The following is a 24,854-nucleotide window of genomic DNA, read 5'->3' on the forward strand; positions in this document are numbered from 1 at the left end:
TTATGCCACTGTCAGGGAAACACTGATCAATGTGCACGCTCGCGCTGGTGGGAGGGCTCCAGTGGGGCGTAGGAACCACGGGCGGTCAGGCGCGCGACCAGTACGCCCGGAGGGGTTCGGCACAGCGAGCGATAGGCGCCAAGGGCCGCATTGTAGCGGCGAATGGCATCCGTGATCGCTGCATCCAGGGCCTCGATACGCCGGACGCCGGAGTGATCGCGGTTGGATTCGCCGAATTCCTCGACGAGCAGGTCCCAGTTCTTCCGCAGGTCTCGCTCGGCCGTCGCAAGTTGCGGAGGATCGCCGTGGCGGCGGGCGGATTCCTGTGCCGCCAGGACGGTGTCCAGGCCGGCGCGCCGGGCCGGCGGGACCGCGAGTTCGGTCAGAGCCTGCGGTAAAAGCGCATTACGCTGGCACACCAGGACATCGAACTGCTCCCAGGCACGGGTTACCTGACGGTGACAGTGGGCGAGACGGGCCGCCGTCCGCCCCAGCCAGACGAGGCCGATCGTGCCGACAAGGGTCAGCAGCAGGGCGAGCACGGGCGACGCGCGCGGCTCAGATGTCGACGTTTTCGGCGCTCAGCGCGCGGGTCTCGATGAAGTCGCGGCGCGGCTCGACCTGGTCGCCCATCAGGGTGGTGAAGATCTCGTCCGCGCGAATCGCATCCTCCACGCGGACCTGCAGGAGGCGCCGGGATTCGGGGTCCATGGTCGTCTCCCACAGCTGCTCGGCGTTCATTTCCCCGAGGCCCTTGTACCGCTGGACGGACAGCCCACGCCGGCCTTCGGCCAGCAGCCATTCCATGGCTTCGGAGAAACGGACGATTTCGTGGCGTCGCTCGCCGCGCTGGATGTAGGCCCCTTCGTCCAGCAGGCTCTGTAGGCGTTCGGAGAGATCGAGGATGGCCTGGAAATCGCGCGAGGCCAGGGTGTCGTCGGTGAGGTGCTGCGACAGCCGCGCGCCGTGCTCGAGACGATGGAGTGCGAGCCGGTCATGACCGTCGGGGTCGCGATCGGCCTCCAGTTCGTAGCGCGTGGCACCCGCCTTGTCACTCGACAGTCCGTCGAGAATCGACTGGAACCACTGCTGAACCGCAGGTTCGGTCACCGAACGCGGGCGCGGCATGGGTGGCGCTTCGAGCATGCCCCACAGGACGCGAGGATCATACAGACGTCCCAGACGCCCGACCGCCGCGGCGGCCGCCTGGTAGGCGCGGATCAGGTCCTCGAACGCCTCGCCGGTGATCGCGGGGGCCTCGGCGGCGGGATGCAGCGCTGCCCCGTCCAGGGCCAGGGAGTGGATGATCTGCTGCATCTCCTGTTCGTCGCGGATGTACTGCTCGCGCTTGCCGCGCTTGATCTTGTACAGCGGCGGCTGGGCGATGTAGACGTGGCCGCGCTCGATCAGCTCCGGCATCTGACGGAAGAAGAAGGTCAGCAGCAGGGTGCGGATATGCGAGCCGTCGACATCCGCGTCGGTCATGATGATGATGCGGTGATAGCGCAGCTTGTCGGGGTCGTATTCGTCCTTGCCGATGCCGCAGCCCAGGGCGGTGATCAGCGTACCCACCTCGGCGGAACCGAGCATGCGGTCGAAACGCGCGCGCTCCACGTTGAGGATCTTGCCCTTGAGCGGAAGGATCGCCTGGAAATGGCGGTCGCGGCCCTGCTTGGCCGATCCGCCGGCCGAGTCCCCCTCCACCAGGTAGAGTTCCGAGCGGGACGGGTCCTTTTCCTGGCAGTCGGCGAGCTTGCCGGGCAGGCCGGCAACGTCCAGGGCACCCTTGCGACGGGTGACTTCACGTGCCTTGCGCGCGGCCTCGCGGGCGCGGGCGGCATCCAGCACCTTGTCGGTGATCGCCTTGGCCTCGGGCGGATTTTCCAGCAGGAAGGCGCCCAGCGCATCGGAGAGCACCGAATCGACGATCGGCTTCACCTCGGAGGAGACCAGCTTGTCCTTGGTCTGCGACGAGAATTTGGGGTCGGGAACCTTCACCGACAGGACCGCGGTCAGACCCTCCCGCATGTCATCGCCGGCCGTGGCGACCTTCGCCTTTTTGGTCAGACCCTCACGCTCGAGATACTGGTTGATCGTGCGGGTGAGCGCGGCGCGAAAACCGGCCATGTGACTGCCACCGTCGCGCTGCGGAATGTTGTTGGTGTAGCAGAAGATATTCTCCTGATACGAATCATTCCACTGCAGGGCGATCTCTACTGCGTAATCATCCCGCATCTGGTCGGCGTAGATGACCGTGGGATGCAGGGCGGTCTTTTTCTGGTTCAGGTGTTCGACGAAGGCACGGATACCGCCTTCGAACACGAAGGTCTCTTCGCGGTTGTCACGCAGGTCTCGGAGCGTGATGCGCACCCCCGAGTTGAGGAACGAAAGCTCGCGCAGGCGTTTGGCGAGGATCTCGTAATGGAACTCGATGTCGGAGAAGATCTCGCTGCTGGGTCGGAACCAGATGCGGGTGCCGTGCCGTTCGGTCGCCCCCGCCACGGTCAGATCGGTCTCCGGTACGCCGAGGTGGTAGATCTGTTCGTGCCGCTGGCCGTCGCGATGGATCTCCAGGCGAAGTTCTTCCGACAGGGCGTTGACCACCGACACGCCGACCCCGTGGAGGCCACCCGAGACCTTGTAGGAATTGTTGTCGAACTTGCCGCCGGCGTGGAGGACGGTAAGGATGACTTCGGCCGCCGACTTGCCTTCTTCCTCGTGGACATCCGTGGGGATGCCGCGGCCGTTGTCGGCAACGCTGACGGCGTTGTCCTCGTGGATCACGACCTCGATGCTGTCACAGTGTCCGGCCAGGGCCTCGTCGATGGAGTTGTCCACCACCTCGAACACCATGTGGTGCAGACCGGTGCCGTCATCGGTATCGCCGATGTACATCCCTGGACGCTTGCGCACCGCGTCCAGGCCCTTGAGGACACGGATCTGGCTGGAATCATAGGCGGCGGGATCGGCGGGGATTTCGTGGTCGGCCATGGATGCGCTTCCGGCAGGTGACAATCCCGTCATTGTACCGCAAAGCCGGCCGATTCTGGCGGTCGGCGCGTCGGCGGCTGAAAAGGAGGAGGAGGAATGTTCCACGTGGAACATCACTCGGGCGGAGCAGCCACCCGCCCGTGTTCCACGTGAAACATCCGGGGCTCCCGAACCCGGTCCCCGACCGCGCCGTGATCCACTGCGGTCAGCAGGACCTGCCAGCCCAGCATATCCAGCCCGCCGAGCAGCCCGGCCGTCACCCCTCGATCCAGTTCCGACAGAACGTCGTCCAGCAACAGCAGCGGCGAGCGCCCCGTACGCGCCTCCAGCATCAGACCCTGGCCCACCACCAGTGCCGTCACCAGCCGTTTCTGTTCCCCGCGCGATCCCTCCGTCGCGTCCCTTCCGGCCAGTTTGAGCACCAGGTCGGCCCTCTGCGGCCCGACCTGTGCAAACCCCCGTTCCACATCCGTGCTCCGACTGCGTTCGACCGCCTCCTCCAGCGAACGTCGCTGTTCCCATCCCGGCCGCAGCCGCAGATCCAGCCCTTCCAGGTCACTCTCGAATCCCAGCTTCCCCGCGGCTTCCAGCGTCCGTGCCCGCCACTCTCCGACATAGTCCTCCCGCGCCCGGGTCACGCGTTCACCCGCCGCCACCAGCGGCCCCTCGAATTCGCGCGCCGCGCGACCCTGCCCCTGACGCAACGCCGCGTTGCGCTGTTCGTGGGCCCGCCGCCAGCGCTGCCATGCCTCGCGATACCCTGCAATTCCGTGAAAACATCCCCAGTCCAGCAGCCGTCGCCGCTCCTCCGGCCCTTCTCGCACCAGGTCGAAGCTGCCCGCGTGCAGCACCCGCGACGGCAGCCATTCCGCCACGCGCGCATGCCCCCGCAGCCATTCCCCGTCCAGACGCGAGCGTCGGCTTCCCTGCCATTCCACACCGAGCCGGTGGCGCGTCCCGCTGACCGGATCCCGTACCGTGCCTCCCACGCCGAGGTAGTGTTCCCCCTCGCTCACCACCCGGCGCAGTTGCTGCGTACGAAACGAACGACCGACCGACAACAGGTGACAGGCCTCCAGCACCGATGTCTTGCCGGCTCCGTTGGCCCCGGTGAACACGTTGAATCCGCCACCCAGCTGCAGCCGGGTTGCCTCCAGGTTGCGTACGCCCTGGATACGCAGTTCTTCCAGCACTCCGGGTCCGCAGCTACAGACGCATCGGCATGACCACGTAGCGCGCGCCGCCGGGCGGTTCCGCCTGGATCAGGATCGAGGAGTTTCCGTCCCGAAGGCCGATCCGCACTGAATCCGTTTCAATCACGTTGAGCACGTCCTGCAGGTACCCGAGGTTGAAGCCGATCTCCATTTCCGGCCCGTCGTAGGATGCTTCCACCGACTCCTGTGCTTCCTCGCGATCGGCGTTATGGGTCATCACCTGGCAGCCCGCCGGTCCCAGGACCATCCGCACGCCCCGGTACTTGTCACTCGCGACGATGGAGACCCGCGCCAGCGCCCTTTTGAGCACTTCCCGTTCAACCACCAGGGTCGCCGGGAGATCCGCAGGGATGACCCGTTCGTAATCCGGGAAGCGCCCCTCGATCACCTTGGAACGCAACACCGCCGTTCCCAGCTCGAACACGATCTGGTCCTCGGCGAACCCGATACGCACCGCCTGATCGTCGTCGTTGAGGTTGCGCTTCAGCTCGGCCACCGCCTTGCGCGGCACGATCCGCTCGATGCGATTCTCCACGGGCTGGTCGAGTTCGATCTCCGCCAGGGCGAGGCGATGGCCATCGGTGGCGACCGCGCGCAGGGTGTGTCCGGTGGCCACGAGCAGCAGCCCCTGGAGGTAGTAACGCACATCCTGCTGCGCCATGGAGAACATGGTCGCCTCCAGCAACCGCCGCAGGCGGTTCTGTGGGACATCTACCGCGGCCAGGATTCCGCCGGCTTCCCAGTCGGGGAAATCCGCCCCGGGCAGGGTGGCGAGCGAAAACCGAGAACCGCCAAAACCGACACTCATGCGTTCGGCATCCAGGCTCGCCCGGATCTCGCTCTCGACGGGTGCGGCCTTCACCACATCCAGCAGCTTGCGCACCGAGACCGTGGTGTCGCATTCCGCCGGGATGTCCCCGGCTGCATGGGCACTCCAGGCCAGTTCCAGGTCCGTGGTTTCCAGCCGCATGCCCCCGGACTCGTCCGGCCGCACGCGGACATTCCCGAGGATCGGCATGGTCAGCCGCTTCTCGGCCGCACCCACGATCCGTTGCAGGGCCTCGGTCATCGCTTCCCGGTTGAATGAGAGTTCCATGGCGTGTCCTGTTGTAAGAGCTTTCTAAATGAATACTTGCAGTAATAACTGACGCATCAGCCTGTGGGAAAAAGACTATTTCCTTTTTCAAAACAAATACTTGATACTATTTCGCCGTCCCGTGAGCCCTTGGGGGCAACTGTGCGTGACCTGTGGACAGATTCCGTCTGCTCTTTCGCCCACGGTTTATGCACCGTCACCCGGACAGGTTGTCCACCGTCTTGTCCACAGCCCGCAGAGCAGGTTCACCGACCCGGCTGTCAGCTGCTCAGTGTTCGCAGCAGATTGGAATAATCCTCGTCCAGGCTCGCGTCCGATTCGCGCAGTTCCGCGATCTTGCGGCAGGCGTGCATGACCGTGGTGTGATCGCGCCCGCCAAAGGCCTGACCGATCTCCGGCAGGCTGTGCTGGGTCAGTTCCTTGGCCAGAGCCATCGCGACCTGACGCGGTCGCGCGATGGAGCGGCTGCGCCGCGTCGACAACAGATCCGCAACCTTTATGCGGTAGTAATCGGCCACCGTCTTCTGGATGTTTTCCAGCGTAATCAGCTTGTTCTGCACCGCCAGCAGGTCGCGCAGCGCCTCCTTCGCGAAGTCCACCGTAATCGGCTTGCCGGTGAAGTGGGCGTTCGCCAGGACCCGGCGCAGCGAACCTTCCAGTTCGCGGATGTTCGAACGGATCCGCTTGCCCATGAAGAAGGCCACCTCGCTGGGCAGTTCGATCCCTGCCTGTTCCGCCTTGCGCTGCAGGATGGCGACACGGGTCTCCAGTTCCGGCGGTTCGATCGCGATGGTCAGTCCCCAGCCGAACCGCGACTTCAGGCGTTCCTCCAGCCCCTCGACTTCCTTGGGGTAACGGTCGGAGGTCAGGATGATCTGCTGCTGGCCTTCCAGGAGCGCGTTGAAGGTGTGGAAGAATTCTTCCTGCGAGCGTTCCTTGCCGGCAAAGAACTGGATGTCGTCGATCAGCAGCGCATCCGCACTGCGGTAGTGCTGCTTGAAGTCGTCGATCGCGTTGTGCTGCAGCGCCTTGATCATGTCGGCCACGAAGCGCTCGGAATGCAGGTAGATGATCCGGCCTTCGGGCTGGCGTGCGAGGATACTGTTGCCGATCGCATGCATCAGATGGGTCTTGCCCAGGCCGACACCGCCGTAAATGAACAGGGGGTTGTAGCCGACCCCGGGATTTTCCGCGACCTGCAGACTGGCGGCCTTGGCCAGCTGGTTGGACTTACCCTCGACGAAGGTCTCGAAGGTGAACGCCGGATTCAGGTTGCTGACCGGTCCGGATGCGCGAGGCGGCGTGCCGGTCCCTTCGGCCGGCCGCGTCCCGCTGGCGCCCGCCCCGTCGCCTGCCGCTGCCGGCGTCGGTTCCTCGCCGCCGATCCCGAGACGGACGGCCGGCGTGTCACCCCCGGAACCGGCGGGGGCGATCTCCACCACCGCCTCTTCGATCGTCCCGAGGAGATGGTCGCGCACATGCTCGAACACGAACTGGTTCGGGGCCAGAAGGCGCAGGGTGTCGCCACTTTCATCCGCATGCAGGGGGCGCAGCCAGGTATTGAGCTGCTGTTCGGAGACCTTGTCCTGCAGGCGGTCCAGGCAGGCCCTCCAAAGGCTGTCGGAAGCCACGCGATATTCTCCGATGAGGGATACGAAACAGGCGTGCAGTCTACGCCCGCCGCGCCCGGTCACGCCAGCCGCATCCCCCGGGGACGATTGACTTGTGGCGCTACACGGGGTAGGTTCACCGGCCTTTCATCCAGTCATTCCGGAATCATCATGAAGCGCACCTTCCAGCCCAGCCGTCTCGTCCGCGCGCGAACCCACGGATTCCGTGCCCGCATGGCCACCCGTGGCGGTCGCAAGGTCATCAATGCCCGCCGGGCCAAGGGCCGCAAGCGCCTGACGCCGTAACGCCCGGCCTCGGCCCGAGTGCCCGCGCAGTCCTCGCCGGCCGGCTTTCCGCGCGCCGCGCGCCTGCTGACCGGCGGTGACTACCGCTACGTCTTTCAGGACGCACGGCGGGTGCGCGGGCGCCACCTGACCCTGCTTTACCGCCCGCGGAGCGAGGACGGCCCCGCGCGGCTGGGCCTGGCGATCGGCAAGCGCCATGTCCGACGCGCGGTACGGCGCAACCGGATCAAGCGAATCGCCCGCGAGGCCTTTCGCCAGCGACGTACCGACCTGCCGCCGGTGGATATCATCATCCTTGCGCGCGGCGGGGCGGGTGACGTGGAAGCCGAAGCCCTGCGGCGCGAGATCGACCATTTGCTGGACCGCATCCGATGAGCCGTCTGCTGCGCAAGATCGCCCTGTTGCCCGTGCGGGCCTACCAGTACGGCATCTCGCCGTTCATGGCGCCGCATTGCCGCCATTTCCCGACGTGTTCCGCCTACACGGTGGAAGCCGTGGAGACCCACGGCGTGCTGCGCGGATTCTGGCTGGGCCTGCGCCGCATCCTGCGCTGTCATCCCTGGTCACCGGGCGGCTATGATCCGGTCCCGCCGCGGGATCCCGACTCCCAATCTCCTTCCCGGAAGTAATCGCGCCCATGGATAACATCCGTCCCCTGCTGTGGTTGACCCTGGCCTTCATCCTGTTCCTGATGTGGATGGCCTGGAACGATGACTACGGCACCCGACCGGCCACCGAGACCGCGGCCGAACGCGAGCTGGAAGAGGATCCGGATGCGCGGCCGGAGGATGTTCCGGATACCCCGGAGGCGGCGGCCGAGCCCGAGGCCGACCCGGCCACCGATGCCCCGGAACCCATCGCGGCCCCGGAGCGGCGTCAGATCCAGGTGGTGACCGACAAGCATGACCTGCTGATCGATACCCGCGGTGGCACGATCCTGCGGGCCGATCTGCTGCAGTTCCCGCAGGATCTGCGCGACGACCCCCTGGTGCCGGTGCGCCTGATGGATCACCGCATTCGCGGTTATGTCGCACAGAGCGGCCTGACCCACGACCGCGTTGAGGGTGTCGATCCCGAAGGACGCGCGCCCTCGCATCACGCCGACTTCGAGGTCGATCAGGATCGTTTCGAGCTGGGCGAAGGCCAGGATCAGCTGCGCGTGCCGATGCGCTGGACCTCGGAAGACGGCGAGATCGAGATCGTGAAGACCTACGTCTTCAACCGCGGCACCCACCTGATCGAGGTGGAATACGAGGTCCACAACCACAGTGCCGATCCCTGGATCGGGCGCCAGTATCGCCAGCTGCGTCATGGCGAGACCCCCGACCGTGAATCCTGGTGGCTGTATACCTTTACCGGGGCGGCCTGGTACGACGGCAGCTACGAGCGCGAGCGTTTCGAGTCACTGGCGGACGATCCGGTCGAGGATCGCATCGAGGGTGGCTGGGTCTCGATGATCGAGCACTATTTCGTGTCGGCCTGGATCCCGGGCGCCGAGGAACTCAACGCCCTGTACGCCCGCTCCGTGCCCGGCGAGGTGGGCGAGGAATACCTGATCGGCCTGCATTCGGCCGAGCCACTGCGCGTTGGTCCCGGTGAGACCGGGGATTTCCACACCCGGCTGTGGGTGGGGCCCAAGACCCAGGCCGAACTGGCCGAGATCGCGGACGGCCTGCAACTGACGGTCGATTACGGGGTGTTCACCTTCCTCTCCAGTCCGCTGTTCTGGCTGCTGGACAAGATCCACGCAGTGGTGGGCAACTGGGGCTGGTCGATCGTGATCCTGACGATCCTGATCAAGCTGGCGTTCTTCAAGCTCTCGGCGACCAGCTACCGCTCCATGGCGCGCATGCGCAAGGTCGCGCCCAAGCTGCAGGAGCTGAAGGAACGCTACAAGGACGACAAGCAGCGCATGAACCAGGCGCTGATGGACCTGTACAAGAAGGAGAAGATCAACCCGCTGGGTGGCTGTTTGCCGATACTCGTCCAGATCCCGGTATTCATCGCCCTGTACTGGGTGCTGCTGGAGAGTGTGGAACTGCGCCAGGCCCCGTGGTGGCTGTGGATCCAGGACCTGTCGTCGCGCGATCCGTTCTTCATCCTGCCGATCCTGATGGGCGTGTCCATGTTCGTGCAGTACAAGCTGAACCCGCCGCCGATGGATCCGGTGCAGCAGAAGGTCTTCATGGCGCTGCCGTTCGTGTTCACCGTGTTCTTCGCCTTCTTCCCGGCGGGCCTGGTGCTGTACTGGTTCACCAACAACCTGTTCTCCATCGCGCAGCAGTGGTACATCACGCGCAAGATCGAGACCGGCGCGGACCCCGACAAGCAGAAGGAGTGACCCTTCGTGGACGGTGACACCATCGTCGCGGTCGCGACCCCTCCGGGGTCCGGCGGCATCGGGGTGGTGCGCCTTTCCGGTCCCGAGTCCGCGGTAATGGCGCGGCGGATCGCCGGGCTTGATCCACGGCCCCGGCACGCCCATTACGTGCGGCTGCAGGACCCCGCCGGTGGCGCGCTGATCGACGACGGTCTGGTGCTGTTCTTCCCGGGCCCGCGTTCCTACACCGGCGAGGACGTGGTGGAGTTTCAGGGCCACGGGAGCCCCGTGTTGCTGGAACGGCTGGTTGCCGCCTGCGTGGCCCTGGGCGCGCGCCGTGCGCGCCCCGGCGAATACACCGAACGCGCGTTCCTCAATGGCCGCATGGACCTGGCCCAGGCGGAAGCCGTCGCCGATCTCATCCACGCCCAGACCGAGCGCGCGGCGCGACGCGCACGTTCCAGTCTGGACGGCGCCCTGGCCGCCGAGCTGCAGCCGGTCTCGCGCCGCATCCGCGACCTGCGGGTCCACATGGAGGCGGAACTGGACTTTGGCGAGACCGATCTCGAGTCGGATGTGGCCGGGATGCTGGCGCCGGCGGCGGCCGAACTCGCCGCGCAGATCCGCGAGCTGATCGAACGCCTGCGGCCCGGCCGCTACCTGGACCGCGGTCTGCGACTGGCGCTGCTCGGGCCGCCCAACGCCGGCAAGTCCAGTCTGATGAACCGCCTTGCAGAGGATGAGGTCGCGATTGTCACCGATCGGCCCGGGACCACGCGCGACGTGCTGCGGGCACCGGTCGCGATCCACGGCATTCCGGTCGAGGTGGTGGATACCGCCGGCCTGCACGGGAGCGAGGATCCGGTGGAGCAGATCGGCATGGAACGGGCCCGCGAGGCCGGACGGACGGCCGATCTGGTCCTCGAGCTGCGTGACCTGACCGATCCCGACGCCCGGATACCGCAGGAGCTGCCGGCCGATCTGCCCCGCCTGGTCGTGTGGAACAAGACCGATCTTGCCGATGATCGGGAGGGTTGTGTTTCCGCCGACGCACTCGCGATCTCCGCGCGCACCGGCGAGGGACTGGATGCGCTGCGCGACGCGATTGCCGCGCGCCTTGGCCTGGCCCCCGAGACGGATGGCGGCTTCAGCGTGCGTGCGCGTCACCTGGACGGCCTGGCGGCGGCGGCCGGCGCCCTGGAACGCATCGACCCGGCACTGCCCGGCGATCTCGCCGCGGAAGAACTGCGCAGCGCCGAACAGGCCCTGGACGCCCTGCTCGGGCGCCAGGACCACGAGGCCCTGCTGGGCGAGATCTTCGCCGGATTCTGTATCGGCAAATAATCCGAGTGCCGTCCTGCGACTTTTGCATTCGCCGTGATCCCGCCGCAGGCTTGCCGAATCCCGAGCGAAGGAATGCGGCATGGCGACCGAACCGGAAGTCCCGACCGAGGAATCCTCCCCTGCCTCCCTGCGTGAACGCCTGATCCGGATGAATCTTCCCGATCTGGTCCACGGCGGCGGTCACGCGCCCGACTTCCGCGAAACCCGGGCGGACTACATCCGCCGACGGATCCGGCCGCTCGCGCTGTTGCTGGCCATCGGTCTGCCCCTGTGGCTGCCGCTTGAATTCTTCCTGCTGGATACCCCGGACGCCCTGCTCACGATGATCCTGCGGCTCACCGGTGCCGGCGCCGGACTGGTGCTGTGGTGGAGTTGCCGCCAGGATACCGGCTACCGAGGGACGCTGTGGCGCCTCGCCCTGCTGCTGGCGATTCCGATGACGCTCTATGCCATGGCGCGGTTCATCATCAATTCCGACCTCGGGTCGGCGCTCGCCTCGGGTTACGCTTTCTTTCCCGCACTCACGGTCGCGGCCCTGGCCATCTTCCCGCTGACCCTGCGCGAAGGTGCGTTCGGTTCGGTCGCCATCCTCGCCGTCTACATGGCCATCGAGGCGGCCATGGGGAATCTGGGTCGCTGGGACACCCTGGGCAATCTCTGGCTGCTGGTGCTGGTGGCCGGGGTAGCCGTATGGGCCGCTCTCAGTCAGCTGCACATGCTGCTGCGGCTCTACCGTCAGGCCACTCGTGATCCGTTGACCGGCCTGTTCAACCGCGGGGCCCTTGCGCGCCGGGTCCGGCGTCAGCTGGAAGTCGGCGGCGGGGCGGATGCCGGCCTGTGTGTGCTGCTGTTCGATCTCGACTGGTTCAAGCGGATCAACGACACCCATGGCCATCGTGCCGGTGACCGGGTGCTGGAACATTTCGCTGCCCTGCTGCAGGACGAGTTGCGCGATGGTGGCACCCCCGGCCGCTGGGGCGGTGAGGAATTCCTCGCGGTCCTCCCGCATGGCGACCTCGAGCACGCGCGAGCGCTGGCGGAACGGATCCGCGAGCGTCTGGGGGCGGAACCGGTCGATCTGTTTCCGGCGGATTCGCTGACCGTCACCGCCTCGGTAGGCGTGGCGTGTCGCCACGGCGGCGAATCGCTGGACGCGCTGGTGCAGCGTGCCGATGACGCACTGTACGCCGCCAAGACCGCCGGCCGCGACTGTGTGCGCAGCGCCCCCGTGCCGACCTGATCGATGCGCGCGCTCCTGCTACACTGATCGCTTGCAACGCAGTGGCCCGACCCCCGGGCCGGGAAGTTCTGGAGCATGGCGGAATCCTTCGATGTCATCGTAGTGGGCGGCGGGCATGCCGGTACCGAGGCAGCCCTGGCGGCCGCGCGTACCGGTGCGCAAACCCTGCTGTTGACCCACAACCTCGAGACCGTCGGGCAGATGAGCTGCAACCCGGCGATCGGCGGCATTGGCAAGGGGCATCTGGTCCGGGAGATCGACGCGCTGGGCGGGGTCATGGCGCGGGCCGCGGATGCCGCGGGTATCCATTTCCGCGTGCTGAACCGGCGCAAGGGGCCGGCGGTGCGCGCCACCCGCGCGCAGTCGGATCGCCAGCTCTATCGCCTGGCCGTGCGCCGCGCCGTCGACCAGTGCCCCAACCTGCGGGTCTTTCAGCAGGGCGTCGCCGATGTCGTGCTCGAGGGTGACCGTGCCGCGGCGGTGATCACCGATGGCGGGATCCGTTTCGAGGCCCGCTCGGTGGTGCTGACCGTGGGCACCTTCCTCAACGGCCGGATGCATACCGGCGAGCAGAACCAGGCCGGTGGCCGCGCCGGCGACCCGCCGAGCGAACGCCTGGCGGCGCGCCTGCGCGAGATGGCCTTCGATGTCGGCCGGCTGAAGACCGGTACCCCGCCACGCATCGACGGCCGCAGCGTCGACTTTTCCGTGCTGGAACGTCAGCCCGGCGACGATCCGCGACCGGTCTTCTCGTTCATCGGTTCGCGCGACGAGCATCCGCCGCAGCGTGCCTGTCACATCGCCCGGACCACCGAGCATACCCACGCGATCATCCGCGACAACCTCGAGCGCTCGCCGATGTATTCCGGGGCCATCGACAGCACCGGCCCGCGCTACTGTCCGTCGATCGAGGACAAGGTCGTGCGCTTCGCGGACAAGGACAGTCACCAGATCTTTGTGGAACCCGAAGGCCTGGATACCCACGAGCTGTATCCCAACGGCATCTCCACCAGCCTCCCCTGGGAGGTACAGGTTGACCTGGTCCGCAGCATCCCCGGCTTCGCGCACGCACACATCACCCGTCCGGGGTATGCGATCGAATACGATTTCTTCGACCCGCGCGGCCTGACCCCGGCGCTGGCCACCCGCGACGTCGGCAACCTGTTCCTCGCGGGCCAGATCAACGGTACGACCGGCTACGAGGAAGCGGCCGCCCAGGGGCTGGTGGCCGGCCTCAACGCCGCCCGTCACGTCGCCGGGCACGACCCGTGGGTCCCGCAGCGTTCCGAGGCCTACATCGGGGTGCTGATCGACGATCTGGTCACCCGCGGTACCCGCGAGCCCTACCGGATGTTCACCTCGCGCGCCGAACACCGCCTGCTGCTGCGCGAGGACAACGCCGATCTGCGCCTCACGCCGGCGGGTCGCGAAATGGGTCTGGTCGACGACGAACGCTGGACCGTGTTCAGTCGCCGGGCCGAACAGGTCCAAGCGGAACGCGCGCGCCTGGGTGCGACCCGACTGTCGCGCGAACAGCGCCGCAACGAGGCCCTGGTCGCCTACCTCGGCCAGACACCCGATCCCGAAGCGACCCTGGAAGACCTCCTGCGCCGCCCGAACGTGGATTATCCCGGCCTGATGGCCTGCCTGCCCGAGCTGGCTGCGACCCTGCCCGCCGACGTCTGCGAGCAGGTCGAGATCCAGACGAAATATGCCGGCTACATCGAACGTCAGCAGACCGAGGTCCGCCGCCAGGCGCGCGCGGAAAACACGCCGCTGCCGGAAAACCTGGACTACGACCGCGTCCATGGGCTGTCCGCCGAACTGCGGCAGAAACTCGCCGAGTTTCGTCCCCACACCCTGGCCCAGGCGGGGCGCATTCCCGGCGTGACCCCGGCCGCGCTGTCCGCCCTGGCCGTGCATCTGAAGCAGCGGGCCAGTGGCGAATGAGGACACCTGGCGTGCGGAGCTTGCGCGCCACGCCCCCGCCGCGGGTCTGACGGAACCCGCGATCGACGCGCTGGTGACCTGGCTGAGTCAGCTCGAACGCTGGAACCGGGTGCACAACCTCAGCGCGGTGCGCGACCCGCAGCAGATGGTGTCGCGGCATGTCTTCGACAGTCTCAGCCTGCGCCCGTGGCTGCACGGGGAGCGCATCCTGGACGTGGGCACCGGCGCCGGACTGCCGGGACTGATCCTGGCCCTGGCGGACGCGTACGCCCCCGACGGCGATGCGGCCGCGAATCGGCGCTACTGCCTGCTGGACAGTGCCGCCAAGCGCGTTCGCTTCCTGCGTCACGTGATCGGCCTGCTGCGGACGGAAAACGTCGAGGCCCGGCATCTGCGGATCGAGCAGTTCGCGCCGCAGACCCCGTTCGATACCCTGGTCTCGCGCGCCTTCAAGGCCCCCGCCGAGACCCTGCAGCGCGCCGGCCATCTGGTCGCCCCGCAGGGGCGGGTACTGGCGATGCTGGGCCCCGCGGACCGCGCCCGCGAGGCGTTGCCGGCACCGTGGTCGTATCATGCCGTCGAGCCGGTTACCATTCCCGGCGAGCACGCCCCCCGTCACATCGCCATCATCGAGAGAACCGCGCCGTGACCGAAACCCTCGCGATCACCAACCAGAAGGGCGGCGTCGGCAAGACGACCACCTGCGTCAACCTGGCCGCATCGCTCGCCCGTCTGGGCCGTTCGGTGCTGGTGGTCGACATGGACCCGCAGGGCAATGCGACTACGGGATCCGGCGAAGACAAGCATGCCGACGTACGCACCACCTGCGACGTCCTGCTGGGTGATGCACTCCTGGATGATGTCGTGCAGCGCGTCGAGGCCGGCTTCGATCTGCTGCCGGCCAACGGTGACCTGACCGTGGCCGAGGTGCGCCTGATGGAGGAAGAGGGCCGCGAATATCGCCTGCAACAGGCCCTGGCGGATGCCCGCGGCCGCTGGGACTACGTGCTGGTCGATTGCCCGCCGTCGCTCAATCTGCTGACGGTCAACGGTCTGGTCGCCGCCGATGGCGTCGTCATCCCCATGCAGTGCGAGTACTACGCCCTCGAGGGTCTCACCGCGCTGATGCGCACCATCGAGAGCATCCAGCGCGGGCCCAATCCCCGCCTGCGCATCGCCGGACTGCTGCGCACCATGTTCGATGCCCGCAACCGTCTCGCCGGCGACGTCTCCGAGCAGCTGACCGGGTATTTCGGCGACCGGGTTTACAATACCGTGATCCCGCGCAACATCCGCCTGGCCGAAGCGCCCAGCTTCGGTCAGCCTGCTCTGTTGTATGATGCTTCATCGCGCGGCGCGGTTGCCTATCTCGCCCTGGCAGGCGAACTGCTGCGCCGCTGATTGCTCCTTTCGGCAGGATTCGACACATGGCCAGAAGAAACAGTGGACGACTCGGACGTGGTATCGACGCGCTGCTCAGCGGGGCCTCCGAAGAGCCCGGTGAAGAGGATCGCCTGGAATCCGTGCCGGTCGAACGCATCCGCCGCGGCCGTTACCAGCCGCGGGGCCGGATATCCGAAGAAGCGCTGGCCGAACTGACCGAATCCATCCGCTCGCAGGGCATCGTCCAGCCGGTGGTCCTGCGGCCGGTGGACGATGGCTACGAGCTGATCGCCGGCGAGCGACGCTGGCGTGCCGCCCAGCAGGCCGGCCTCGAAACGGTCCCGGCAGTGATCCGCGAGATCCCCGACCAGGCGGCCGCCGCGATGGCCCTGATCGAGAACATCCAGCGGGAAAACCTCAACCCGCTGGAGGAAGCCAGTGCCATCCACCGCCTGATCGGCGAATTCGAACTGACCCACCAGGACGCGGCCACCGCCGTCGGCCGCTCGCGCACCGCGGTGACCAATCTCCTGCGGCTTCTGGAGCTCCACGATGCGGTCAAGGTTCACGTCGACGAGGGCCGCCTCGAGATGGGCCATGCCCGCTGCATCCTCGCCCTGCCGGTTGACGACCAGCCCGAGGTCGCCGAGCGCGTCGTCAAGCGCGGCCTCTCGGTACGCGCCACCGAACAGCTGGTTCGCCGCACCCTCGAGCAGAAGGATGCCGAGCCGGTCTCCACCGAGCCACCGCCCGAGATCCGGCAACTGGAGAGCCGCCTTGCCGACACCCTGGGTGCTCCCGTCCAGGTGCGTTACAACCGTCAGGGCAAGGGCCGGCTGGTGATCGAATACAACTCCCTCGACGAGCTCGACGGAATCCTGTCACATATTCAGTAACCCGGTCGGCCCCCGCGGGTCGCGTTGACCTCCCTTAAGGGCCCACTTATACTGCGCGCAATTTTCCGGAGAGGGGTGGGTTGTGCCCATCCACCAGATGACACCGCGACGCTTCAGCCCTGCCATCCAGTCGCTCGGTCTGCAGCTCGCAGTCACCCTTCTCCTGACGGTGCTCTTGCTGGTGCTGTCGTTACCGTCGGCCGCCATCTCGATGGCGCTCGGCGGCGGGATTGCCGCCCTCGGAAACGCCGTGATGGTATTTGCGGTCTTCGGGGCGTATCGTGCGTCGGCTGCCCGGAACCTGGCCGGGCGCATGATGCTGGCTCAGGTATTCCGGCTGCTGCTCATCGCAGCCGCATTTGCGGCGGTGTTCGCGGGTTACGAGAACCCCGACCTGCCCGCCCTGTTCGGTGGCTTTCTCGCGGTGCATCTTCTGCCCGTGTGGTGGGTCCACCGGGCATCCGCCCAAGCAATGAAGAGATAGCGACATGGCTTCAGAAATGGACGACCATATCAATCACCATCTCACGAACCTGACCTTCGGGTATCACCCGGAGAACGGGCTCGGCTTCGCGATGAGCGCATCGGAGGCCGCCGAGATGGGTTTCTGGGCCATCCACGTCGATTCGATGATCTGGTCCATCGGGCTCGGCCTGCTGTTCATCCTCAGCTTCCGTTACGCGGCCAAGCGGGTCACCGCCGGTGTACCCGGTGGCTGGCAGAACTTCGTCGAATGGATCATGGAATTCGTCGACACCAACGTGCGCGGTTCGTTCAAGCACAAGAACGACCTCATCGCGCCGCTGGCACTGACCATCTTCATCTGGATCTTCCTGCTCAACCTGATGGACCTGGTGCCGGTGGATCTGATCCCGCACCTCGCCTATCTGCTGGGCATCCCGTACTTCAAGATCGTGCCCACGACCGACATCAACGTGACGATCGGCCTGGCGCTGGGCGTGTTCATTCTCATCATCTATTACTCGCTGAAGATCAAGGGTCCGGTGGGTTTCTTCAAGGAGCTGACCGGTGCGCCGTTCCAGACCTCCATCGCCCCGCTGAAGCCCCTGACCTGGGTGGCCAACTTCGTGCTGGAAGTCGTCGACCTCCTGGCCAAACCGGCTTCTCTCGCCCTGCGACTGTTCGGCAACCTGTACGCCGCCGAGATGATCTTTATCCTCATCGGCCTGATGTACTCCGCCGGACTGATGTTCGGGCTCGCCGGGGGCGTGCTGCACGTCGGCTGGGCGATCTTCCACATCCTCGTGGTGCCGCTGCAGGCCTTCATCTTCATGGTGCTGACCATCGTCTATCTGGACATGGCTCACTCGGAAGACCACTGATAACCCTTAACTTCAACCGACCGTCTCAACTTCACTGGAGATATTACGATGGAAATGGCTAACGCTCTGGTTATTATCGCCGCCGCTCTGATGATGGGCATGGCCGCTATCGGCGCCGCGATTGGTGTCGCCACCCTCGGGGGTCGCTTCCTCGAAGGCGCTGCCCGTCAGCCGGAACTGATCCCGATGCTGCGCACCAACTTCTTCATCGTTGTGGGTCTGACCGACGCCGTGCCGATGATCTCGGTGGGTATCGGCCTGTACGTCCTGTTCGTTCTCGGCTAAGGGCTGATCGAGTCACGAGGATCCCTCACCACTCGTCAACCTGAGGTAGCAGGATGAATATCAATCTCACCATCATCGGGCAGCTGCTGGCCTTCAGCGTTTTCGTATGGTTCACCATGCGATTCGTCTGGCCGCCGCTGACCCAGGCCCTGGAGGCACGGCGCAAGAAGATCGCCGACGGCCTCGCGGCCGCCGAACGCGGCGAGAAGGAACAGGAGCTGGCCCAGGAGCGTGCGACCGAGGTCATCAAGGAGGCCAAGCAGCAGGCCAACGACATCGTCGCCTCCGCTCAGAAGCGTGCCAACGAGCTCGTCGAGGAAGCCCGCACCAACGCCCGCGAGGAAGGGGAGCGAATCAAGGAATCGGCGCAGGCCGAAGCCGAGCAGGAGCTCAACCGCGCGAAGGAGGAACTGCGCAAGCAGGTCTCCGACCTGGCGGTGCAGGGTGCCGAGCAGATCCTGGCCAAGGAGATTGACGCCAAGGCCCACGGTGACCTTCTCAAGAAGCTCGCTGCCAAGCTGTAAGGAGAGGCTATGTCAGACCTGATTTCGGTAGCCCGACCCTACGCCCGCGCCGCTTTCGAGCGGGCACGCGAGGACCAGGACCTCGCCGGCTGGGCCGAGCAGCTGGAATTGCTGGCGGCGATCGCCGGCGATTCCCGGATGCACGATCTCCTCTCGAATCCCCGGGTGCCGCGGGACAAGCGTGCCCAGCTCGTGCTGGACATCGCCGAGGGCAAGCTCAACGACGGTGTGGCCAATCTGGTCCGCCTGCTGGGCGAGAACGGTCGCCTGCCGGCGCTGCCGGCCGTGAGCGAGGCCTTCAACGCGCTGAAGGCCGAAGCCGAAAGCCGCGTGGAGGCCGAGGTCATTGCGTTCCGCAAACTCACCCAGGCGCAGGAGAAAGAGATCCACAAGGCGCTGTCCGAACGTCTCGGCCGCGAAGTGGATCTGACCTCCTCGGTCGACAGCTCCCTTCTTGGAGGGGCCATCATCCGCGCCGGCGACCTGGTCATCGACGGCTCCGTGCGAGGCCAGCTGGACCGCCTGGCTGCCAATTTGAGTCGCTAAGAGGAAATTATCATGCAACTGAATCCCTCCGAGATCAGTGATCTGATCAAACAGCGCATCGACAAGTTCGATGCGGGCTCCGAGGCCTCGAACGAGGGCACCGTGGTCAGCCTGCAGGACGGCATCGCCCGCGTTCACGGCCTGGGCGACGTCATGCAGGGCGAAATGCTCGCCTTCCCCGGCGAAACCTACGGCATGGCGCTCAACCTCGAGCGCGACTCCGTGGGTGTGGTGATCCTCGGTGATTACAACCACCTGCGCGAAGGCGACACCGTCAAGTGCACCGGCCGCATCCTCGAGGTCCCGGTGGGCGACGAGCTGCTCGGCCGCGTGGTCGATTCGCTCGGGCAGCCGCTGGACGGCAAGGGCGCGATCGAGACCGGTCAGACCAGCCCGATCGAGCGCATGGCGCCCGGCGTCATCGAACGACAGGGCGTGGACCAGCCGCTGCAGAGCGGCATCAAGGCCATCGACGCCATGGTCCCCGTCGGCCGCGGTCAGCGCGAGCTGATCATCGGCGACCGCCAGACCGGCAAGACCGCCGTGGCCGTGGATGCGATCATCAACCAGAAGGATTCCGGCGTGAAGTGCATCTACGTCGCCGTTGGCCAGAAGGCCTCCTCGGTGGCGTCGGTGGTGAACAAGCTCGAGCAGGCCGGCGCGATGGATAACACCATCGTTGTCGCGGCCAACGCGTCCGAATCCGCCGCGATGCAGTTCATCGCCCCCTACGCCGGCTGCGCGATGGGCGAATACTTCCGTGACAAGGGCGAGGACGCCCTGATCGTCTACGACGACCTCACCAAGCAGGCCTGGGCGTATCGTCAGGTGTCGCTGCTGCTGCGCCGTCCGCCGGGCCGCGAAGCCTATCCGGGTGACGTGTTCTATCTGCATTCGCGTCTGCTGGAACGTGCCTCCCGCGTCAACGAGGAGTACGTCGAGCGTGCGACCAATGGCGAGGTCAAGGGTCAGACCGGATCGCTGACCGCCCTGCCGATCATCGAGACCCAGGCCGGCGACGTGTCCGCGTTCGTGCCGACCAACGTGATCTCGATCACCGACGGTCAGATCTTCCTCGAAACCGACCTGTTCAATTCGGGCATCCGCCCGGCGATCAACGCCGGTCTGTCCGTTTCCCGTGTCGGTGGCTCGGCCCAGACCAAGATCATCAAGAAGCTGGGCGGCAGCGTGCGTCTCGACCTCGCCCAGTACCGCGAACTGGCCGCGTTTTCGCAGTTCGCCTCCGATCTGGACGAAACCACGCGCAAGCAGCTGGATCGCGGGAAGCGCGTTACCGAGCTGATGAAGCAGGGCCAGTACCAGCCGATGTCCATCGGCGAGATGGCGTTCTCGCTGTACGCGGCCAATCAGGGCTACCTCGACGACGTCGAGGAAGACAAGGTCGTGGATTTCGAACGCGAACTCCAGGCCTGGCTGCGCTCGAACCAGAAGGCGCTGCTCGACGAGATCAACAGCAGCGGCGACTACAACGACTCCATCCAGGAACGCATGACCGCCGCCCTGGACGAGTTCAAGTCCAAGAACACCTGGTAACGGGAGCGCGCAATGGCGGGCACGAAGGAGATCCGGACGCAGATCAAGAGTATCCAGAATACTCAGAAGATCACCAAGGCCATGGAAATGGTGGCCGCGTCCAAGATGCGCAAGGCCCAGGACCGCATGCAGGAGTCCCGGCCGTACGCCGAAAAGATCCGCGACGTGATTGGTCACGTCGCGATGGCGAACGCCCAGTACCGTCACCCGTTCATGGTGGAGCGCGACGTCAAGCGCGTCGCCATGATCGTGGTGTCCACCGACCGCGGGCTGTGTGGCGGCCTGAACACCAACCTGTTCAAGCAGGCGGTCGCGGAAATGCGGCGCTACCGCGACGAAGGGGTCGAGGTGGATCTCTGCGTGTTCGGCAACAAGGCACTGCAGTTCTTCCGGCGGCTGGGGGGCAACATCGTGGCGCAGGCCACGGATCTCGGTGACCGCCCGCACCTCTCCGATCTCATCGGAACCGCGAAGGTGTTGCTGGACGATTTCCGCGAGGAAAAGATCGATCGCGTCGTCCTGGTGGAGAACAAGTTCGTCAATACCATGACGCAGAAGCCGCAGGTCACGCAGCTGCTGCCGACCGCGCCGAGTGCGGACGAAGAACTGGAATACCACTGGGACTACATCTACGAGCCGGAGCCCTACGAGGTCCTGGATACCCTCGTCGAGCGCTACGTGGAATCCCTGATCTATCAGGCCGTGGTCGAGAACGTGGCCTGCGAGATGGCCGCGCGGATGGTGGCGATGAAGGCGGCATCCGACAACGCCGGCACGATGATCAAGGACCTCCAGCTGGTCTACAACAAGGCACGCCAGGCCGCGATCACGCAGGAGATTTCCGAGATCGTCAGCGGCGCCGCGGCGGTCTAGCGACCGCCTCCGGCAGGCCCGACGCGGCAAGAATTACGACTTAGAGGATTGAACGCATGAGCTCTGGAAAGATTGTCGAAATCATCGGCGCCGTCGTGGACGTGGAGTTCCCCCACGGCGAGGTGCCCAGGGTCTACGACGCCCTGACGCTGGAAAACGGCCTGACCCTCGAGGTCCAGCAGCAGCTGGGCGACGGGATCGTCCGGACCATCGCCATGGGCAGCACCGACGGCCTCAAGCGCCAGACCGCCGTGACCAATACCGGGGGCCCGATCTCCGTGCCGGTGGGCCAGGGCACCCTGGGCCGGGTGATGGACGTGCTGGGCCGCCCGGTGGACGAGGCCGGCGACGTGGAGACCGAAGAAAAATGGTCGATCCATCGCAAGGCCCCGAGTTTTGACGAACAGGCGGGATCCACGGACCTGCTGGAAACCGGGATCAAGGTCATCGACCTGCTCTGCCCCTTCGCCAAGGGCGGCAAGGTGGGCCTGTTCGGCGGCGCCGGCGTGGGCAAGACCGTCAACATGATGGAGCTCATCCGCAACATCGCCATCGAGCACAGCGGGTACTCGGTGTTTGCCGGCGTCGGGGAGCGTACTCGTGAAGGGAACGACTTCTATCACGAGATGAACGACTCCAACGTGCTCGACAAGGTGGCGCTGGTCTACGGCCAGATGAACGAGCCGCCGGGCAACCGTCTGCGCGTGGCGCTGACCGGTCTGACGATGGCGGAGTACTTCCGCGACGAAGGCCGTGACGTGCTGATGTTCATCGACAACATCTACCGTTACACCCTGGCCGGTACCGAGGTCTCGGCGCTGCTGGGCCGCATGCCCTCCGCGGTGGGTTACCAGCCCACGCTGGCGGAAGAAATGGGTGTGCTGCAGGAGCGCATCACCTCCACCAAGAAGGGCTCGATCACCTCGATCCAGGCGGTCTACGTCCCGGCGGACGACCTTACCGACCCGTCCCCGGCCACGACGTTTGCGCACCTTGACGCGACCGTCGTGCTGTCGCGCCAGATCGCGGAGCTGGGCATCTACCCCGCGGTGGACCCGCTGGACTCGACCTCGCGTCAGCTGGATCCGCAGATCATCGGCCAGCAGCACTACGACACCGCGCGTGCGGTGCAGGGTACGTTGCAGCGCTACAAGGAGCTGAAGGACATCATCGCGATCCTCGGCATGGACGAGCTGTCGGAAGACGACAAGCTGGTCGTGGCCCGGGCGCGCAAGATCCAGCGCTTCCTGTCGCAGCCGTTCTTCGTTGCGGAAGTGTTCACCGGCGCCCCCGGCAAGTACGTGTCGCTCAAGGACACCATTCGTGCCTTCCAGGCCATCGTGGACGGTGAGTACGATCACCTGCCCGAGCAGGCGTTCTACATGGTGGGTACCATCGAGGAAGCCGTCGAGAAGGCCGACAAACTCGGCTAAGGAGCACCTGTCATGCCAATGACAATGCATGTGGACGTGGTCAGTGCCGAGGAGTCGATCTACTCCGGCACGGCCGAGATGATCGCGGCCCCGGCCGAGGAAGGCGAGGTCGGCGTGTATGCCGGTCACCTGCAGATGCTGGTTCGTCTGAATCCGGGCGAACTGCGCATCCAGGAGAAGGAAGGGGCGGAGCCCCAGCCGGTGTTCGTCTCCGGGGGCGTGATGGAGGTGCAGCCGCGCCACGTCACGGTGCTCGCGGATACCGCGGTCCGCGCGAAGGACCTGGACGAGGCCGAGGCGCTCGAGGCCAAGAAGCGGGCGGAGGAAGCCCTGGCCGACAAGCAGGCCGACTTCGATTATGCCAAGGCGCAGGCCGAGCTTGCGGAAGCCGCGGCCCGGCTGCAGATGATCGAAAAGCTGCGTCGCCGCCGCTGAACCGGCGGCAGACACGGCAGGGAAGGAGCACAAGGCCGCCTCTCTCGGGCGGCCTTGTTGTTTGTGGTCCCGGCCGGGATCTCGGTATGGAAGGGTAATTGTGGAACGACTGCATCTGATCATACTCGCCGCCGGCAAGGGCACGCGGATGCGCTCGGCCCTGCCCAAGGTGCTGCAGCCGCTGGGCGGCCGACCCATGCTGGCGCACGTGCTCGAGCGCGCGGACCGGCTGGAGGCCAGCGCCGTCCATGTCGTGGTCAGCCACGGCCGGGAGGCGGTGCAGGCGGCCTTCGCGCAGCGAGAGGACCTGCGCTGGGTGGACCAGGGCCATCCCGGGGGCACCGGACACGCGGTGGCCCGCGCCCTGGAGGGGATCCCCGACGGTGCGCGGGTTCTGGTGCTGTATGGCGACGTGCCCCGGATCCCGTTGGCAGACCTGGAAGGCTGTGCGCGTACGCGGGAGACGCTCACGGTGCTTGGTACCCGGGTGGCCGATCCCCGTGGCTACGGGCGCCTGATCGAAGACGCGCGGGGCAATCTGGAGCGGATCGTGGAGGACAAGGAGACGGACGCTGCGGAGGCCGCCGTGAACCGCATCAATACCGGGGTCCTGGCGGGCGATGCGGTGGCGCTGAGACGCTGGCTGGGTGCGTGCGAGCCCCCGGCCGATGCCGAGCGCGAGTGGTACCTGACGGATGTGGTCGCGGTGGCCCGGGGCGAGGGCCAGTCGGTGGCCCTGATCGACAGCCAGGACCCCGACGCGGTCCTGGGCGTGAACGACCGGGCGCAGCTTGCGGTGCAGGAACGCCTGCTCCAGCGGGAGATCGCCGATGAATCCATGCGTGAGGGTCTGGCACTGGCAGACCCGGCCCGGTTCGATTGCCGCGGTACGCTGGAGTTCGGCCGCGACTGCCGGCTGGACGTGAATGTCGTGGTGGAGGGAACGGTGATCCTCGGCGATGATGTAGAAATCGGTGCCGGGTGCGTGCTGCGTGACTGTCGTATCGCTTCCGGCGCGCGGCTGCAGCCGTATACGGTGGTCGAGGGCGCCCGGCTCGGCGAGCGGGCCGAGGCCGGCCCGTTCGCGCGCCTGCGTCCGGGGGCCGATCTTGGCGAGGGCGCCCGGGTCGGCAATTTCGTCGAGGTGAAAAACGCGCGCCTGGAGTCCGGTGCCAAGGCCAACCATCTTGCCTACGTCGGCGATGCGCGGGTCGGTGCCGGAGCCAACCTGGGGGCGGGCACCATCACCTGTAATTACGACGGGGCCAACAAGCATCACACCGAGATTGGCGCGGACGCGTTTATCGGCTCCAACACCGCGCTGGTCGCGCCGGTTTCCATCGGTGCGGGCGCGACCGTGGGCGCGGGCTCGACCATCAGCCGCGACGTGCCGGACGGCGCGCTGGCCCTGACGCGGGCGCCGGCACGGACCGTGGAAGGCTGGCAGCGTCCGGCGAAGAGACCGAAATCGGGCGAAGCCGGCACCGAGGCAACGGAAGACGGGGACTGAA

General features: G+C 66.3%; 25 protein-coding genes. 20 read left to right on the forward strand and 5 right to left on the reverse strand.

The window, feature by feature from the left end:
• Positions 1 to 26: 26 nt before the first annotated feature.
• From C998_RS0100535 to dnaA, 5 genes are all read right to left on the reverse strand, one after another.
• Positions 27 to 542: a hypothetical protein gene (locus C998_RS0100535; RefSeq protein WP_018868885.1), complete on the reverse strand. Its 516-nt coding sequence runs from the start codon at positions 540 to 542 to the stop codon at positions 27 to 29.
• 16 nt (positions 543 to 558) lie between these two features.
• A complete protein-coding gene (gene gyrB / locus C998_RS0100540) occupies positions 559 to 2,991 on the reverse strand; it encodes a DNA topoisomerase (ATP-hydrolyzing) subunit B (protein ID WP_018868886.1) in 2,433 nt (810 codons plus the stop codon).
• A 113-nt stretch (positions 2,992 to 3,104) separates the two neighbouring features.
• On the reverse strand, positions 3,105 to 4,184 hold the full coding sequence (locus tag C998_RS0100545; protein ID WP_018868887.1) for a DNA replication/repair protein RecF: 1,080 nt from the start codon (positions 4,182 to 4,184) through the stop codon (positions 3,105 to 3,107).
• 13 nt (positions 4,185 to 4,197) lie between these two features.
• Positions 4,198 to 5,301: a DNA polymerase III subunit beta gene (gene dnaN / locus C998_RS0100550; protein ID WP_018868888.1), complete on the reverse strand. Its 1,104-nt coding sequence runs from the start codon at positions 5,299 to 5,301 to the stop codon at positions 4,198 to 4,200.
• A gap of 260 nt (positions 5,302 to 5,561) precedes the next feature.
• A complete protein-coding gene (gene dnaA / locus C998_RS0100555) occupies positions 5,562 to 6,932 on the reverse strand; it encodes a chromosomal replication initiator protein DnaA (RefSeq protein ID WP_018868889.1) in 1,371 nt (456 codons plus the stop codon).
• Positions 6,933 to 7,082: 150 nt separating this feature from the next.
• Between dnaA and rpmH the strand changes: the two genes are divergently transcribed.
• The 20 genes from rpmH to glmU all read left to right on the forward strand — a co-directional run bounded on the left by rpmH (position 7,083) and on the right by glmU (position 24,853).
• Complete coding sequence (gene rpmH, locus C998_RS0100560) at positions 7,083 to 7,217, forward strand: 50S ribosomal protein L34 (RefSeq protein ID WP_018868890.1); 135 nt, start codon at positions 7,083 to 7,085, stop codon at positions 7,215 to 7,217.
• 18 nt (positions 7,218 to 7,235) lie between these two features.
• Complete coding sequence (gene rnpA / locus C998_RS0100565; RefSeq protein WP_018868891.1) at positions 7,236 to 7,592, forward strand: ribonuclease P protein component; 357 nt, start codon at positions 7,236 to 7,238, stop codon at positions 7,590 to 7,592.
• Positions 7,589 to 7,846, forward strand: coding sequence for a membrane protein insertion efficiency factor YidD (yidD, locus tag C998_RS0100570; protein ID WP_018868892.1), 258 nt, complete (start codon positions 7,589 to 7,591; stop codon positions 7,844 to 7,846). Before rnpA ends, yidD begins: the two co-directional genes overlap by 4 nt.
• An 8-nt stretch (positions 7,847 to 7,854) precedes the next feature.
• Complete coding sequence (yidC, locus tag C998_RS0100575; RefSeq protein ID WP_018868893.1) at positions 7,855 to 9,558, forward strand: membrane protein insertase YidC; 1,704 nt, start codon at positions 7,855 to 7,857, stop codon at positions 9,556 to 9,558.
• Between the two features lie 6 nt (positions 9,559 to 9,564).
• Complete coding sequence (gene mnmE / locus C998_RS0100580) at positions 9,565 to 10,881, forward strand: tRNA uridine-5-carboxymethylaminomethyl(34) synthesis GTPase MnmE (RefSeq protein WP_018868894.1); 1,317 nt, start codon at positions 9,565 to 9,567, stop codon at positions 10,879 to 10,881.
• Positions 10,882 to 10,960: 79 nt separating this feature from the next.
• Positions 10,961 to 12,121, forward strand: coding sequence for a diguanylate cyclase (locus C998_RS0100585; protein WP_018868895.1), 1,161 nt, complete (start codon positions 10,961 to 10,963; stop codon positions 12,119 to 12,121).
• A gap of 75 nt (positions 12,122 to 12,196) precedes the next feature.
• Positions 12,197 to 14,071: a tRNA uridine-5-carboxymethylaminomethyl(34) synthesis enzyme MnmG gene (gene mnmG / locus C998_RS0100590; protein ID WP_018868896.1), complete on the forward strand. Its 1,875-nt coding sequence runs from the start codon at positions 12,197 to 12,199 to the stop codon at positions 14,069 to 14,071.
• A complete protein-coding gene (gene rsmG / locus C998_RS0100595; RefSeq protein ID WP_018868897.1) occupies positions 14,061 to 14,720 on the forward strand; it encodes a 16S rRNA (guanine(527)-N(7))-methyltransferase RsmG in 660 nt (219 codons plus the stop codon). The genes mnmG and rsmG overlap by 11 nt, the downstream gene beginning before the upstream one ends.
• Positions 14,717 to 15,472: a ParA family protein gene (locus tag C998_RS0100600; protein ID WP_018868898.1), complete on the forward strand. Its 756-nt coding sequence runs from the start codon at positions 14,717 to 14,719 to the stop codon at positions 15,470 to 15,472. The genes rsmG and C998_RS0100600 overlap by 4 nt, the downstream gene beginning before the upstream one ends.
• A 26-nt stretch (positions 15,473 to 15,498) precedes the next feature.
• On the forward strand, positions 15,499 to 16,350 hold the full coding sequence (locus C998_RS0100605) for a ParB/RepB/Spo0J family partition protein (RefSeq protein WP_018868899.1): 852 nt from the start codon (positions 15,499 to 15,501) through the stop codon (positions 16,348 to 16,350).
• An 82-nt stretch (positions 16,351 to 16,432) separates the two neighbouring features.
• The gene (locus C998_RS0100610; RefSeq protein ID WP_018868900.1) at positions 16,433 to 16,834 is read left to right on the forward strand and encodes an ATP synthase subunit I; all 402 of its coding nucleotides are present in this window, start codon (positions 16,433 to 16,435) and stop codon (positions 16,832 to 16,834) included.
• Positions 16,835 to 16,850: 16 nt separating this feature from the next.
• Positions 16,851 to 17,693 (forward strand): F0F1 ATP synthase subunit A, encoded by an 843-nt coding sequence (gene atpB / locus C998_RS0100615; RefSeq protein ID WP_018868901.1) that lies wholly within the window; start codon positions 16,851 to 16,853, stop codon positions 17,691 to 17,693.
• 48 nt (positions 17,694 to 17,741) lie between these two features.
• On the forward strand, positions 17,742 to 17,978 hold the full coding sequence (gene atpE / locus C998_RS0100620; protein ID WP_018868902.1) for a F0F1 ATP synthase subunit C: 237 nt from the start codon (positions 17,742 to 17,744) through the stop codon (positions 17,976 to 17,978).
• Between the two features lie 53 nt (positions 17,979 to 18,031).
• A complete protein-coding gene (locus tag C998_RS0100625) occupies positions 18,032 to 18,502 on the forward strand; it encodes a F0F1 ATP synthase subunit B (protein ID WP_018868903.1) in 471 nt (156 codons plus the stop codon).
• A 9-nt stretch (positions 18,503 to 18,511) separates the two neighbouring features.
• Entirely contained in the window at positions 18,512 to 19,048 is a 537-nt protein-coding gene (locus tag C998_RS0100630; protein WP_018868904.1) for a F0F1 ATP synthase subunit delta, read from the forward strand.
• A 12-nt stretch (positions 19,049 to 19,060) separates the two neighbouring features.
• Positions 19,061 to 20,602 (forward strand): F0F1 ATP synthase subunit alpha, encoded by a 1,542-nt coding sequence (gene atpA, locus C998_RS0100635; protein ID WP_018868905.1) that lies wholly within the window; start codon positions 19,061 to 19,063, stop codon positions 20,600 to 20,602.
• Between the two features lie 12 nt (positions 20,603 to 20,614).
• Positions 20,615 to 21,475 carry a F0F1 ATP synthase subunit gamma gene (gene atpG, locus C998_RS0100640; RefSeq protein ID WP_018868906.1) on the forward strand — a complete coding sequence of 287 codons (861 nt, stop codon included), beginning with the start codon at positions 20,615 to 20,617 and terminating at the stop codon, positions 21,473 to 21,475.
• 56 nt (positions 21,476 to 21,531) lie between these two features.
• Positions 21,532 to 22,908, forward strand: coding sequence for a F0F1 ATP synthase subunit beta (gene atpD, locus C998_RS0100645; RefSeq protein ID WP_018868907.1), 1,377 nt, complete (start codon positions 21,532 to 21,534; stop codon positions 22,906 to 22,908).
• 12 nt (positions 22,909 to 22,920) lie between these two features.
• Positions 22,921 to 23,343, forward strand: a complete 423-nt coding sequence (locus tag C998_RS0100650; protein WP_024328652.1) for a F0F1 ATP synthase subunit epsilon — start codon at positions 22,921 to 22,923, stop codon at positions 23,341 to 23,343.
• 100 nt (positions 23,344 to 23,443) lie between these two features.
• Entirely contained in the window at positions 23,444 to 24,853 is a 1,410-nt protein-coding gene (glmU, locus tag C998_RS0100655) for a bifunctional UDP-N-acetylglucosamine diphosphorylase/glucosamine-1-phosphate N-acetyltransferase GlmU (RefSeq protein WP_018868909.1), read from the forward strand.
• Position 24,854: the final 1 nt, after the last annotated feature.

It is taken from the genome of Thioalkalivibrio sp. ALgr3, from assembly GCF_000377325.1.
GTDB lineage: Bacteria > Pseudomonadota > Gammaproteobacteria > Ectothiorhodospirales > Ectothiorhodospiraceae > Thioalkalivibrio.

What these genes read in the sequence shown, in the direction of transcription:
- gyrB (WP_018868886.1), bottom strand. Translation starts at nt 2,991, where the DNA reads ATGGCCGACCACGAAATCCCCGCCGATCCCGCCGCCTATGATTCCAGC.
- dnaN (WP_018868888.1), bottom strand. Translation starts at nt 5,301, where the DNA reads ATGGAACTCTCATTCAACCGGGAAGCGATGACCGAGGCCCTGCAACGG.
- rpmH (WP_018868890.1), top strand. Translation starts at nt 7,083, where the DNA reads ATGAAGCGCACCTTCCAGCCCAGCCGTCTCGTCCGCGCGCGAACCCAC.
- yidD (WP_018868892.1), top strand. Translation starts at nt 7,589, where the DNA reads ATGAGCCGTCTGCTGCGCAAGATCGCCCTGTTGCCCGTGCGGGCCTAC.
- yidC (WP_018868893.1), top strand. Translation starts at nt 7,855, where the DNA reads ATGGATAACATCCGTCCCCTGCTGTGGTTGACCCTGGCCTTCATCCTG.
- C998_RS0100585 (WP_018868895.1), top strand. Translation starts at nt 10,961, where the DNA reads ATGGCGACCGAACCGGAAGTCCCGACCGAGGAATCCTCCCCTGCCTCC.
- mnmG (WP_018868896.1), top strand. Translation starts at nt 12,197, where the DNA reads ATGGCGGAATCCTTCGATGTCATCGTAGTGGGCGGCGGGCATGCCGGT.
- C998_RS0100605 (WP_018868899.1), top strand. Translation starts at nt 15,499, where the DNA reads ATGGCCAGAAGAAACAGTGGACGACTCGGACGTGGTATCGACGCGCTG.
- atpB (WP_018868901.1), top strand. Translation starts at nt 16,851, where the DNA reads ATGGACGACCATATCAATCACCATCTCACGAACCTGACCTTCGGGTAT.
- atpE (WP_018868902.1), top strand. Translation starts at nt 17,742, where the DNA reads ATGGAAATGGCTAACGCTCTGGTTATTATCGCCGCCGCTCTGATGATG.
- C998_RS0100625 (WP_018868903.1), top strand. Translation starts at nt 18,032, where the DNA reads ATGAATATCAATCTCACCATCATCGGGCAGCTGCTGGCCTTCAGCGTT.
- C998_RS0100630 (WP_018868904.1), top strand. Translation starts at nt 18,512, where the DNA reads ATGTCAGACCTGATTTCGGTAGCCCGACCCTACGCCCGCGCCGCTTTC.
- atpA (WP_018868905.1), top strand. Translation starts at nt 19,061, where the DNA reads ATGCAACTGAATCCCTCCGAGATCAGTGATCTGATCAAACAGCGCATC.
- atpG (WP_018868906.1), top strand. Translation starts at nt 20,615, where the DNA reads ATGGCGGGCACGAAGGAGATCCGGACGCAGATCAAGAGTATCCAGAAT.
- atpD (WP_018868907.1), top strand. Translation starts at nt 21,532, where the DNA reads ATGAGCTCTGGAAAGATTGTCGAAATCATCGGCGCCGTCGTGGACGTG.
- C998_RS0100650 (WP_024328652.1), top strand. Translation starts at nt 22,921, where the DNA reads ATGCCAATGACAATGCATGTGGACGTGGTCAGTGCCGAGGAGTCGATC.